Source organism: Mesorhizobium sp. M0040, from assembly GCF_040323505.1.
Classification (GTDB): domain Bacteria; phylum Pseudomonadota; class Alphaproteobacteria; order Rhizobiales; family Rhizobiaceae; genus Mesorhizobium.
The window spans coordinates 1-12,902 of the sequence record NZ_JAMYVA010000013.1 but is presented as its reverse complement, the minus strand read 5'-3'; the positions used below and the strand labels follow the sequence as shown (position 1 = coordinate 12,902).

The window sequence follows — 12,902 nt, the reverse complement described above, 5'->3', positions numbered from 1 at the left end:
TGTTTGAGTGGGAGTAGGGACTTGTCAATCAGGATGATAGCAGTGCTCGCGTTCATAGCGCTGGCGTTTGCGGGCGGCTTTCTTTTCATCGTCATCAACAACGGAACGAATATTCGCGCGCCGACGCCGAAGCCGGTTGCAGCCCTCACATCGTTCGACGGCAAGCTTACTGTCCAATCGATTGACGATCTGCGGGTGGCCGGCCGCAAAATCGTGCTGTGCGGCGTCGCATTTACCAAGCCCCAGTCAATGCGCGCGATGGTCACCGAGGCCGTACGGCGGGACTATCAAGGACTCGCGTTGACATGCAAACCCGTCGGTGCAGGAACGCCCTGCGACGGCAACGTCGCGCCAGAATTTCGCGACGCCGTCGTAGTGCAATGCCTTACCTTGGGTGGCACGGATCTGGCCGCAAAGCTCGTCGAGACTGGCATCCTGTGCGGGCAGCCCGCGCAGGCGGGCTCGACCTACAAGGCTTGCGCGCCAGGCTCGTAGCTCGTGCGGATCTGTGGCGTAGCCGTCGAAACGAAGGTGAGGCCAGCGCCGCGAGGAACGCCGTATTGGCTCGCCGGCAACGCGTTCTATTGCGGCCGACAGTAGATGACATTTCGATATTCTAATGGTGTGTTCAATCAACCACACCGAAACCAAAAATTATCTCGCATATGCGAAATGGGTTGGAATTGGCGCAGAAAGCTGTTACGCGCTTTTGAGTACCTTAGCGGTTGGGTGGGCCTCAGGTAACGTGGGACAGAAGGATTGATGCGGATGAACCTAGTTTTGAAAAGTGCGTTGGCCGGAGTTGTTGTGTTGGCCGGCTTCGCCCCGGTGTCGTCTTTCGCGCAGGATGGGTCGTGCACCTGTGCAACCGCCTATAACGGCGTAAATCCGATTGGATCGCTCGGCAGCGTCAATGGCGACGTGATGATCTCGCAGGTGGCTGGCTATGGCCCGGCGCAAGCGGGCGGCGCGCTTGATTTCGGCAGCCGTGTCGTGGTTGGCTCCAAAGGCTCGGCTTCGGTTCAGGTCGGTGGCTGCAATCTGAGCGTTCCGGCGAATTCGACGCTTGATATCTCGCGGGTCGAGAATAAGATTTGCCTCAATGTCCTGGGTTCTGAGAAAACCGCCCAGACGGGCAACCCTAACACAAACAACAACACGCCGCTCTTCATTTTTGGAGGCATGGCTCTTGGGGCTGGTGTTCTGGCTGCAACGGCGGACAAAGATCACGGCCACGCCGTTAGCGACTGAGCTGACCGCGTAGTAAATAAGGCAACGGCAGCAGAGGCGTGTGGCGCTTCTGCTGTGTTTGTTGTTGGCGACAGAGCGAGCTTGGCGTGTATGCTGGTATCGCGACGGTCGGATCGCGTAAGCCAAGGCTGGCGAACATGCCGGGATGAGGGGCGAAGTGCCGGTCTATCCAGGCAAATTTGTTGAATCGCAATCTTTTGCTGCTGCGTGTTGGTGCAAGTTTCGGATACGACGAACGCGACGGTCAAGATCAATCCTACGGAGGGCGGCATGTGTCTAGCGCTCGAAACATCAGGCGCCGCTTTTGCCGCCGGTGCGGCGCTGATCATCGGCCCGCATGATGACGACAACTCTGTCCGCCAGTAGCTGGGACCTGGCATCCATCGTATCGCGTGAACTTGACAAATGCGTCATTCGCCGTTTTGCGGGTGACGCATTTATACTTTTTGGGGATGACGTCGCCACGTTGCTTCGTTGCAGTCACAAACGCCCATGATCGATCTGCATTCCCATATCTTGCCCGGCCTCGACGACGGCTCGCCCAGTCTTGCCGAATCGCTGGAAATGGCTCGGATGGCAGTCGCAGACGGAACGACCCACATGGCGTGCACGCCACACGTGACACCGGGCGTTTACGAGAACGGAACATCGAATATTGTCCGAGCGGTCCAAGAGTTGCACCAGGCGCTGCGTAGCGCCGCCATACCACTTGCTCTCTACGTCGGCGCCGATGTTCATATAGCGCCGGATCTTCCGGACCAATTGGCGGCGGGCAGCGTACCGACCTTGAACAGGTCCCGCTATTTTCTGTTCGAACCGCCGCATCATGTCTTACCTCCACGAATGGAGGATCTTGCCCTACGCCTCATAAACGCCGGTTTCATTCCGATTCTTACTCATCCAGAGCGTTTGACCTGGATCAAAACGAACTACGAGGTTATCGAGAGGTTGAATGCGGTCGGTTGCCTTATCCAGCTTACCGCAGACTCGATTGTTGGTGCTTTTGGACGCACGGCGCTTTATTATTCGGAAAAGCTGATTGACGAGGGCAGGGTGGATATCATCGCATCGGATACTCATAGCGCCACGCGCCGCCGTCCTGGACTTTCTAAGGCGGTTGCTGCTGCTGCCAAGCGATGTGGGGAAGACGAGGCCCGCAACATGGTGTTGAAGCGTCCAGGCGAAATATTGGCGAACCGGCCCATCGAGGCGGTCGGAAAAGCACGTCCGAATAAAACAAACGCCGGCAACGCCGGGCGCTTTGGAGGATTGAGCCGCTTGTTCAAGGGCGGGATAGCGTGATGGTGATTGTTCATTTCGCAAAAAGCAACATAGGCACAACACTCGCCTTGCTAGCTTCGCTTGCAATGTCGGCATGCACGAGCACCTCGTCGACGACACCCACTTCTTCGAGTTCGGTCGATGCGTTGCAATTGACGTCATCTTCGACGCCACTTGCGGGCGGTGGTGCTCTGCAGGTGGTAAAGGATCTGCCTGCGCCGCAAAACACCCAGAACGGCAGCGAGCAACCTTTGTCTCCGAACGATGTGCTCGAAGTGAATGTTTTCCAGGTAGACAATTTGAACAGAACGGTTCAAGTCGACTCCAGCGGACAGATTTCGCTTCCGCTTATCGGGACCATCACCGCCGCCGGGAAAACGGTGCGTCAGTTAGAGCAGGAAGTCGAAACCGCCTACGGCGCCAAATACCTGCAGTCACCCGACGTGACGATTTTCGTCAAGGAGTCGATCGGACAGCGCATAACCGTCGATGGCGAAGTCAATAAGGCTGGTATCTATCCGGTGTCGAGCAATTCTTCTCTCATTGACGCGATTGCCCTCGCTGGAGGGTTCAATACGATTGGAGATGCAAAAAAGGTCTTTGTCTATCGCAATATCGGTCCAAACACATTGGTTGCTAATTACAATATGGAGCAGATTCGTGGTGGCAAGAGCCGCAATCCACGCATTTATGGTGGCGATAAGATTGTCGTCTTCGCTTCGAAGTCGAAAATCGCGATGGGCAACCTCAAGGACGCTCTCGGTATTGCGTCAAGTGCAGCCCGAATTGCAGTGATCCCGGGACTTTAAATCGAGGCCGGTCTGAATTTCGGAATACAGACAAACCTAGGATTACCTCGCGCCATGCTCGATCGTAACAGACAGCATCAAATTGCAGGACCAGGACACGGCCAGGCCCTGTCGGCAGACCTCTACTATGACGGTGCGCAAAACTATAGCCCCTATGGCCGCGACTACTCCGAACAGGACGAAGGCTTCAGTCCGCTAAAGCTGCTCTTTTATGCTGTCCAGTACCGCTGGCTAATCGCCATGATGGCGGCAGCTGGACTTGTCGCAGGCGTTATTGTTACCATGATGCAGACGCCAAAATATCAGGCCACAACGGAATTGGAGGTACTGGTTCCTTCGGCCAAGGTCTTCCAGGACATCGAGGTGGTCTCTGAAAACAGCGACTTGCGGGCGTTTCAAACGGCCCGGGAAAAGCTGAAAAGCCGCGCATTGGCCCAGCGTGTGGTGTTTCAACTGGGTCTGAGTGAAAAGCCCGACTTCCTGTTTCCCACCGCGGACTTTTCCCTCGGCAATATTTTCTACCGCGCGTTTGGTATTTCCAAATCGCCCTCCATTGAGGAGAAAACTCCGGAGCAACGCGAAGCAATTGCGATTGGGCGCATTCTAAGAGATCTCACCGTCAACGTCGTTCCCAACACGAGCCTGCTATCGATCACGTTTGTCGATCAGAAGCCGAAATATGCAAGTGATGTTGCCAATCAGGTGGCGCAAAGCTTTATTGACCAGCGCCTCGACCAGACCAGCGAAACATCCGACCTGGCCCGACAGTTCATCCAGGAACAGGTTCTGCAGGTGAAGCAGAAGCTGCAGAAATCCGAAGAGGATCTGGTCGCTTATGCGAAGGATGCGGGCATCACGATAACCGGCGACGATAAATCGCTGATAGGCTCGAATATCGAGGCGCTGAACACCGCTCTAGCGACCGCGATCCAGGACCGTCTCGATGCAGGGCGGGTTGTGGACCAGATCGACAAAGGCCGCGGATCAAGCCTCAGCCCTGTCTTGGAAAGCAAAGGTCTGCAAGCACTCAGCGACAAACTGGCGGATCTAACCAGTCAATATCAGCAGAAACTGGGGATCTTAAAGCCTGGTTTTCCGGAAATGCAGCAGCTCCAGTCGCAGATCAAGGAGTTGCAGCGACTCTATGATAACGGCGTCCTGGCCATAACGGATTCGCTGCGCCTGAAATATCAGGAGGCACAGAACAAGGAGGCCGATCTGAAGGCCAAACTTGCCGAAATGGAAAAGCAGCAGGTTGTCTTCAATGATAAGAACATCAAATATACGATCCTTAAGCGCGAAGTAGATTCAAACCGGTCGCAATACGACAGCCTCATCACCAAGCTGAACGAGGTTGGTGTCAGCTCCGAACTCAAGACGCAAACCGCCGCAATCGTGGACTTTGCGACCCAGCCGAATAGCCCATATTCGCCGCGTCTGAGCATAAACGTCGCGATAGCGCTGGCTCTTTTCCTGGCGCTGAGCGCGTCGGTTATCTACGTCATCGAGCTGTTGAACAACACCTTTACAAATCCTGAACAGGTCGAAAAAGAGCTGGGACTGGCAATGCTCGGCATCTTGCCGCTTGTCGATGACCGGGAACTCGTGGCCGCTATCGCCGATCAGAAGTCCGGGCTGTCAGAGGCCTATCGCTCGCTTCGTACATCGTTGCAATTCTCCGGCGCGGAAGGCGCGCCACGATCGTTGGTTGTCACGAGTTCGGAGCCCTCGGAAGGCAAGTCAACCACTTCATTCAAGCTCGGACAGGATTTTGCCGCGCTCGGCGCAAGGGTTCTCATTGTCGACGGCGATCTCCGCAAACCGAATCTTCACCGCCTGTTTGGTCTGGACAATACAATCGGCCTGAGCAATCTGCTGACGAACACTGTCCGCAAAGAGGATCTGGCGAGCATTTTCAGGGCGACGAAATATCCAAATGTCACCGTTTTGACTTCTGGAACGATTCCTCCAAATCCCGCGGATCTGCTCTCTTCGCCGAAGATGGCTCTGATCATTACCAATCTCGGGAAGCGGTTCGATGTTGTAATCATCGACGCGCCGCCGATCGTCGGCCTCTCGGACGCGCCAATCCTCAGTCGGCTTGCCGAGGGTACATTGATGGTCATCTCCACCAATCAGGTGACACGCAAGTCGGCGAAGGCGGCATTGAAGCGCATGCGAGCCGCCGGTGCCAACGTTGTTGGAGCCGCGATGTCAAAATTCGCGGTGAACAAGTTCGACTATAACTACGCCTACAAGTACATGAATTACCAATATTATAGCTATGGCGCGGATACAGCGAAGATTGAGGGCAAAGTGGATGATGGAGCAGACCAGCCCGCTTATGCAAAATCTCCGGCGTTCAAGCGTTTGGTTCGTCGCCTCCGTTCTAGTATTGGCGGCTTCGTCGATCGGGCTAAGTCGGTTTCTTGAAACGGACACACCAGCCGTTTCTCTTGCACTGGATCCGCTGAACGTCGATGCGCTGATAGGCGAGATCACCAGCGATCTGAACGACTCGAATGACGCTCCGGATCTAGAGGCCCTACTTACCAGGGCCGAGGATGCGCTTCGTTTCAACCTGGCCGACGCACGTCTCTACAGCCTGATCGGCGAGATCAAATACCGGCAAGGCGAGAAAGACGAAGCCAATAAGCTTTTCGATCAGGCGCTGGGATTATCCAAGACAGAGATCCATGCACTCCAGAGGTCAATTGGCCACGCGACCGAGACAGGTGATTTGTCAAAGGCCGTCGGCGAGATCGACATATTGCTCCGGCGGTGGCCAGACCAATTTCCGACGATCTCGGATGGCCTACCGACAATCCTCTCGAATCCTAGCGGGTACCAAGCTGTGCTGACGGCCATCAGAGCGCAGGCGCCTTGGAGGGCCAGTCTGATCTATGCTCTCAGCAAAACTCCCGAGGGGCTTGATTTCGCGAATCGGCTGCTGCTCGATCTGACCGGATCAAGCGCACCTCCGAATTCGGGCGAACTGACCGCTGTCATCAACGGCTATTTTCGTCAGAAGGAATATGGACCGGCATATCGCCTGTTTCTTTTCAGCTTGTCCGATCAAGAACGGAAGTTGGGCGGATACATTTTCAACGGAACGTTCGAGCCGGTTTCAGGCGGTAAACCCTTCGATTGGCAGATCCGCGATCAATCGGGCCTGGAAATTACCTTTGTTACATCCCAGAATGCGGTGGAGGGCGAAACTGGCGCGACGGTTCGGTTCTTGAACACACCCATCAAGAACACAGCCCTTCAGCAGTATGTTGCGCTGCCGCCAGGCTCCTACAAGATTTCGCTCATCGCCTCTGCCCGCAACCTGAAGCTTCCAAAGGAGTTGTTCTGGTCAATCAGATGCCTGGGGCCGGCCGGTGAGATCGCACGGTTCAACATTCCGGAGGGGACATTCAACCGACAAAGTCTGAGTCAGGATTTCTCGGTTGGGCCGACTGACTGCCCCATGCAAGTGTTGACGCTGAAGACCGCCGCCATTGCCGAGAGCTGGCGATTTCGGTATGTCGGCACCTTGATAATGCACAAATTGAGCATTGAGAGACTTCCATCTTGAACAGCCGGCCGTCGGAATGGGATAAATATCTGCTCGGCACGGTCTTGTTCGTATCGCTGCTGATCGGCGGCGGTACTGCGAGCGGCCTTTACACAGACACTCTGATCGAGGTTGCGGCAATAGTTTCGGCCGCGGCCGTCTTTTCGCAAACCCCCGGCCAGAGAATCCCCCGGCCTGTTCTGTGGCTGCTGGTCTTCGCCGTGGCGTTGACCGTTTTGCAAATCGTCCCATTGCCGGTGGCCATATTCAACAGCTTGCGGCCGGAGCTGTTGCTCGGAGATCCCTGGGTTGGAGAAAGCCGATTTCGCTTCATCAGCGTAGGGGTCGGCCGGACGGTCGAATGCCTGCTTTATCTATTGGCCGCTGCAGCGTTTTTTTTGGCCGTATTGCGTTTGCGTGCCGAGCAGATCAGCGCGCTCCTTCCGTTTTTCTTCATGGGTGTTATTTGCAACGGTTTGGCGGGAGCGATTCAATATTCGCTCTCCGACGACGTCGCTATTGTCGGGCTGTTGCCTTTTACGATCAATGCCGGGCTTTTTGCCAACGTAAATCATTTTTCGGCTTTGCTTTTTGTGTGTATTCCGTTTGTCGTCTATTATGGCTTGTTCCGCGGACATCTCTTGTCCGGATCCTTAGGCTTGATCGCGCTTTTGCTGCTTCTTTTGGCCGCCGGTTCTCGCGCCGGTGTTCTGATCGGGTTGGCGATCACCGTATTGTCTGTGGTTTTTCTCTCAGCCCGCTCGAGGGTGAGCGGGTTCAGCGTTCTCCTGATTTTTATCGCACTTTCGATCTATACGATAAGCGCCTGGGCCAAGCTGGATGCACAGGCGCTTGATCCGGCGTTCGGGAGAGGAGAATTTGCGCGAACCACGATCGAGGGCATCAAAGATAATTGGGCAACAGGTATTGGATTCGGCAATTTCCAGAAGGCCTACCAGATATACGAAAGAGCAGGCATGATTTTCAAGCAGTATGTGAATCATGCCCATAATGAATACCTTGAAATAGCCTTCGAAGGGGGAATTCCTGCTACCCTACTTATGATAGGCTATTTATTACTGCTTTTCGCTGCATTGGCTAGGGTTCGCCGTGACCCACTTCAGAAGGCGGCATTTCTCTCAGTATCTTTTCTTCTCATTCATTCGCTGGTCGACTATCCGCTGCGAACCGAGGCGCTGGCGATGACCTTTGCCTATATGAACGCCATCATCTTCCATAAAGGGTTTGCGGAACGCTTGACCCGCAAGAGTGAGGTGATCGAGATCGACCACAATGGCGACAAGCTGTTTGTTCCCATCGGAACTTCGTCTTAGCGATCCGGTCGCCACGACTGGACATCGCCTGAATGAGGTGGGACCAGTTACCGCTTGCCGGCCCGCAGGTGCCGCGGTGAACGCCCTAAAACCGCCAGCTCTGGTTCTCCCAAGCCCAGGCAATACTTTCCTGCCCCTCCCAAGCACAACTGGTCGCTGAGCAGAAATTTCCCGATTTTGCCGGCTGTATGGAAAATTCATTCCCGAACTATTCGGCCGCAGGCCTGTCTTGCGTTGTTCTGGGCAGGAACGATCTGCTAGAACGCCCGCACGAGAATAGATAGTCCAGAAGTGCAGCTTGAACCGGGCGGCTGAAGGTCGCCTCCGATGCAGGCCCTTCCGTGGATCGGTACGAAAGAACGCTCGCAGTCCATGAACATCGCACTTACGCACCTTCAGCGGCTTGAGGCCGAATCCATCCATATTTTTCGCGAGGTGGCCGCGGCCTTTGCAAAGCCGGTCATGCTCTATTCGGTCGGCAAGGACTCGTCCGTGCTCATGCACCTGGCGATGAAGGCATTCTATCCGGCCAAGCCGCCCTTTCCCTTTCTCCATGTCGACACGACCTGGAAATTCCGCGAGATGATCGCCTTTCGCGACCAGATGCAGCAAAAGCTCGGTTTCGACCTCCTGGTCCATGTCAATGAGGACGGCGTGCGTGACAACATCAATCCGTTCGAGCATGGCTCCAACACCCATACGCATGTGATGAAGACGGTTGCGCTGCGGCAGGCGCTCGACAAATACGGGTTTGACGCAGCCTTCGGCGGCGCCCGTCGCGACGAGGAGAAGTCGCGCGCCAAGGAGCGCATCTTCTCGTTCCGCAACGCCCAGCACGTCTGGGATCCGAAGAACCAGCGGCCGGAGATGTGGAAGATTTTCAACACGCGCATCGCTGCCGGCGAGTCGATCCGGGTGTTTCCGCTGTCGAACTGGACCGAGCTCGACATCTGGCAATACATTCTCCAGGAAGACATCCCGATCGTGCCGCTCTATCTGGCCAAGGAGCGGCCGGTCGTCGAGCGCGATGGCATGCTTATCCTGAGGGATGATGAGCGCATGCGACTGCGGCCCGGCGAGACGGTGGAGAACCGGATGGTGCGGTTCCGCACGCTCGGCTGCTATCCTCTGACGGGCGCGATCGACTCGGAAGCCGACACTCTGGAGGCGATAGTCGGCGAAATGCTCACGGCGCGCACTTCCGAGCGGCAAGGTCGCCTGATCGACCGCGACGAAGCCGGCTCGATGGAAAAGAAGAAGCGCGAGGGGTATTTCTGAGCATGCGCCATATCATGGCCAAGAGCCTCGCCCCGACCGACGGTGTCCGCGATTATCTGGCGGCGCAGGAACGAAAGTCGCTGCTGCGCTTTCTGACCTGCGGCTCGGTCGACGACGGCAAGTCGACGCTGATCGGGCGCCTGCTTTCCGATACCAAGCAGATTTTCGAGGACCAGCTGGCCACCCTCGAGCGCGATTCGCGCAAGCACGGCACCACCGGCGACGACGTCGACTTCGCGCTGCTGGTCGACGGCCTCGAGGCCGAGCGCGAGCAAGGCATCACCATCGACGTCGCCTATCGCTTCTTCGCCACGCCAAAGCGGAAGTTCATCGTCGCCGACACGCCCGGGCACGAACAATACACGCGCAATATGGCGACGGGTGCATCGACGGCGGATCTCGCCATCGTACTGATCGATGCCCGCCAGGGCGTGCTGCGTCAGACCAGGCGGCATTCGATCATTGCCTCGCTGCTTGGCATCCGCCACATTGTGCTCGCCGTCAACAAGATCGATCTTGTCGGCTTCGACGAGGCGGTTTTTGAACGGATCGTCGCGGATTACGCACAGTTCTCACGTGAGCTCGGCTTCCAGACGATCGTGCCCATCCCTATGTCGGCCCGCTATGGCGACAACGTTACCGGCCGTTCCGACAGGACCGACTGGTATTCCGGCCCGACGCTGATTGAACATCTCGAAACCGTCTCGGTTGACGAGGCCGCGGTCGAATTGCCGTTCCGGTTTCCAGTCCAATATGTGAACCGCCCCAATCTCGATTTTCGCGGTTTCGCCGGCACGATCGCCTCCGGGTCGGTTGCGCCGGGCGACGAGGTAGTCGTCGCCAAATCGGGCAAATCCTCCCGTGTCAGGCGTATCGTCTCGCATGGCGGCGATCTTCAGCAGGCTATTGCCGGCCAGGCCATCACCCTTGTCCTCGACGACGAGGTCGAGGTCTCGCGCGGCAATATGCTGGTATCGCCGGCAGCGCGGCCGCAGGTCGCCGACCAGTTCGCCGCCAACATCGTCTGGTTCGACGAACATGCGCTGCTGCCCGGCCGCTCCTACATCCTGCGCACCGAAACCGACCAGACCAGCGCCACCGTCACCGACCTGAAATACCGCGTCAACGTCAACGACTTTGCCCATGAGGCGGCCAAGTCGCTTGAAATGAACGAAGTCGGCATCTGCAACATCTCGACACGGTCGCCGATCGCCTTCGATCCGTTTGCCGAAAACCGCACCACCGGCGCCTTCATCCTGATCGACCGCATCACCAACGCCACGGTCGGCGCCGGCATGATCCTGCATTCGCTGCGTCGCGCCGAAAACATCCACTGGCAGTCGCTCGATGTCGGCAAGCGCGCCCGCGCCGATATGAAGAACCAGCGGCCGGCCGTGTTCTGGTTCACCGGGCTTTCGGGCTCGGGCAAGTCGACCATCGCCAATCTGTTCGAAAAGAAGCTGTTCGCCACTGGGCGCCATACGTACATTCTGGATGGCGACAACGTCCGTCACGGCCTCAATCGCGATCTCGGTTTCACCGACGCCGATCGTGTCGAAAACATTCGCCGCGTCGCCGAAGTGGCGCGCCTGATGGCCGACGCCGGGCTGATCGTCATCGTATCGTTCATTTCGCCGTTCAGCGCCGAGCGGCGCATGGCACGCGAATTGATGGCCGACGGCGAATTCGTCGAGGTGTTTGTCGACACACCGTTCGAGGAATGCGCCAGGCGCGATCCGAAGGGCCTTTATGCGCGGGCGTTGAATGGCGAGATCAAGAATTTCACCGGCGTCGATTCACCGTATGAGGTGCCAGAAAAACCCGAAATTCATCTCAAGACACTCGGCAAATCGGCCGAGGAGATGGTGGACGCCCTGGAACACTGGCTGAGCGAGCGGGACATTGCCGAAGACCAATATGACAGCGGCGGCGGTATCTGACGACGAAGCGATGCTCGCCGTCTTCGAGCACCTTGCCTTGGCGGCGGGGCGCGAGGTGATGCGCGTCTTTCGTGCCGGCTGTGCGGTCGACAGCAAGTTGGATAGTTCGCCGGTGACGGAGGCTGACCGCGAGAGCGAGAAGATTATTCTTGCCGGGCTGCGCGCCGCATTTCCCGAGATTCCGTGCGTGGCCGAGGAAGAAGCTTCGGCCGGCATCATGGCACCGGATCTCGGCGACGCCTTCTTCCTGATCGATCCTCTCGACGGCACCAAGGAGTTCGTCAACCGGCGGACCGATTTCACTGTCAACATCGCGCTGGTTCGCCATGGCGTGCCGGAGATCGGCGTTGTCTTCGCGCCTTGCACCGGCCGCTTCTTTTCCGGCCGGCCGGGCAAAGCGGAAGCGATCGCGATCAATGACGACTACGAGATCGTCGATCGCCAGCCGATTTCGGCAAGGGCCGGTATGGTGCCGCTGACCGTCGTTGCCAGCCGCTCCCACAACACGCCGGAAACCGACGCCTATATCCGCGCGCTTGGCGCCGCCGAGATCGTCTCGGTCGGCTCGTCGCTGAAATTCTGCCTTGTCGCCGGCGCCGAGGCGGACGTCTATCCGCGCTTCGGCCGCACCATGGAGTGGGATACGGCCGCGGGTGACGCGGTGCTACGCGCCGCCGGCGGCATGACGCGCACGCTGGATGGTGAGCCGCTCGCCTACGGCAAGCGCAACCAGAGTGACGACGAGGATTTCGCCAACCCGCATTTTATCGCAAGCGGCAAGGCTGCTGGATTTGGCTAGACGGTGATTGCGCAACCAAAGGACCGCGTCAGCAAAAAAATGACTGGGAGTGCGGACACGGGCGCCAAGCAGCGAATTGAACCAGCGGTTTCCGTTGCCTCCTTTCCTCCCACATACGATCGCGCGCGAATTAAAGCTTAAAGCTGTTCCCGGCCGTAGCCGCAAAGGAATCGTATTGCCGGGGCCACCACTATTCTGCGGACCAGTGGCCGGAGCTAGGATGGCGCGCCTCGCGCGAAGGCCGCGAGCGGCTGCTCGCCGCCTTCGAGGTGGTCAACGGCCATTTTCAGGGGCTGTTTTCGCATCTGTTCGGCGGCGGCACCGCCGAGCTGCAACTGATCGAGTCCGACGATCCGCTCGAAGCGAGGCTCGAGATCCTGGCGCGCCCGCCCGGCAAGAAGCCGCAGACGATGACGCTGCTGTCCGGCGGCGAGCAGGCATTGACGGCGATGTCGCTGATCTTCGCCGTGTTCCTGACCAACCCGGCGCCGATCTGCGTGCTCGACGAAGTCGACGCGCCGCTCGACGACCACAATGTCGAGCGTTTCTGCAATCTGATGGACGAAATGGCCGCAACCACCGAAACGCGCTTCGTCATCATCACACACAACCCGATCACCATGGCGCGCATGGACCGGCTGTTTGGGGTGA

At 57.5% G+C, this 12,902-nt stretch carries 10 protein-coding genes and 1 pseudogene; all 11 read left to right on the top strand.

From position 1 onward, the window contains the following. The first annotated feature begins 42 nt into the window (after positions 1-42). Positions 43-495, top strand: coding sequence for a hypothetical protein (locus NKJ91_RS13920; RefSeq protein ID WP_352456028.1), 453 nt, complete (start codon positions 43-45; stop codon positions 493-495). A 273-nt stretch (positions 496-768) separates the two neighbouring features. Next, positions 769-1,251, top strand: a complete 483-nt coding sequence (locus tag NKJ91_RS13915) for a hypothetical protein (protein WP_352456026.1) — start codon at positions 769-771, stop codon at positions 1,249-1,251. Positions 1,252-1,743: 492 nt separating this feature from the next. Beyond that, positions 1,744-2,553: a tyrosine-protein phosphatase gene (locus NKJ91_RS13910; RefSeq protein WP_352456025.1), complete on the top strand. Its 810-nt coding sequence runs from the start codon at positions 1,744-1,746 to the stop codon at positions 2,551-2,553. Further along, entirely contained in the window at positions 2,553-3,341 is a 789-nt protein-coding gene (locus NKJ91_RS13905; RefSeq protein ID WP_352456023.1) for a polysaccharide biosynthesis/export family protein, read from the top strand. The genes NKJ91_RS13910 and NKJ91_RS13905 overlap by 1 nt, the downstream gene beginning before the upstream one ends. Positions 3,342-3,395: 54 nt before the next feature. Next, the gene (locus tag NKJ91_RS13900) at positions 3,396-5,774 is read left to right on the top strand and encodes a GumC family protein (protein ID WP_352456022.1); all 2,379 of its coding nucleotides are present in this window, start codon (positions 3,396-3,398) and stop codon (positions 5,772-5,774) included. Further along, positions 5,662-6,921, top strand: a complete 1,260-nt coding sequence (locus NKJ91_RS13895; RefSeq protein ID WP_352456020.1) for a tetratricopeptide repeat protein — start codon at positions 5,662-5,664, stop codon at positions 6,919-6,921. Before NKJ91_RS13900 ends, NKJ91_RS13895 begins: the two co-directional genes overlap by 113 nt. Next, complete coding sequence (locus NKJ91_RS13890) at positions 6,918-8,234, top strand: O-antigen ligase family protein (RefSeq protein ID WP_352456019.1); 1,317 nt, start codon at positions 6,918-6,920, stop codon at positions 8,232-8,234. The genes NKJ91_RS13895 and NKJ91_RS13890 overlap by 4 nt, the downstream gene beginning before the upstream one ends. Positions 8,235-8,606: 372 nt before the next feature. After that, entirely contained in the window at positions 8,607-9,512 is a 906-nt protein-coding gene (gene cysD / locus NKJ91_RS13885) for a sulfate adenylyltransferase subunit CysD (RefSeq protein WP_352456018.1), read from the top strand. 2 nt (positions 9,513-9,514) lie between these two features. Then, positions 9,515-11,452: a sulfate adenylyltransferase subunit CysN gene (gene cysN / locus NKJ91_RS13880; RefSeq protein WP_352456017.1), complete on the top strand. Its 1,938-nt coding sequence runs from the start codon at positions 9,515-9,517 to the stop codon at positions 11,450-11,452. 10 nt (positions 11,453-11,462) lie between these two features. Beyond that, positions 11,463-12,251, top strand: coding sequence for a 3'(2'),5'-bisphosphate nucleotidase CysQ (gene cysQ / locus NKJ91_RS13875; protein WP_352456146.1), 789 nt, complete (start codon positions 11,463-11,465; stop codon positions 12,249-12,251). Positions 12,252-12,481: 230 nt separating this feature from the next. Next, positions 12,482-12,902 (top strand): annotated as a pseudogene (locus tag NKJ91_RS13870) (chromosome segregation protein SMC); the annotation flags it as partial.

Coding starts and splice junctions, on each gene's coding strand:
- cysN (WP_352456017.1), top strand. CDS start 9,515: ATGCGCCATATCATGGCCAAGAGCCTCGCCCCGACCGACGGTGTCCGC.
- NKJ91_RS13905 (WP_352456023.1), top strand. CDS start 2,553: ATGGTGATTGTTCATTTCGCAAAAAGCAACATAGGCACAACACTCGCC.
- cysD (WP_352456018.1), top strand. CDS start 8,607: ATGAACATCGCACTTACGCACCTTCAGCGGCTTGAGGCCGAATCCATC.
- NKJ91_RS13910 (WP_352456025.1), top strand. CDS start 1,744: ATGATCGATCTGCATTCCCATATCTTGCCCGGCCTCGACGACGGCTCG.
- NKJ91_RS13915 (WP_352456026.1), top strand. CDS start 769: ATGAACCTAGTTTTGAAAAGTGCGTTGGCCGGAGTTGTTGTGTTGGCC.
- NKJ91_RS13900 (WP_352456022.1), top strand. CDS start 3,396: ATGCTCGATCGTAACAGACAGCATCAAATTGCAGGACCAGGACACGGC.
- NKJ91_RS13895 (WP_352456020.1), top strand. CDS start 5,662: ATGATGGAGCAGACCAGCCCGCTTATGCAAAATCTCCGGCGTTCAAGC.
- cysQ (WP_352456146.1), top strand. CDS start 11,463: ATGCTCGCCGTCTTCGAGCACCTTGCCTTGGCGGCGGGGCGCGAGGTG.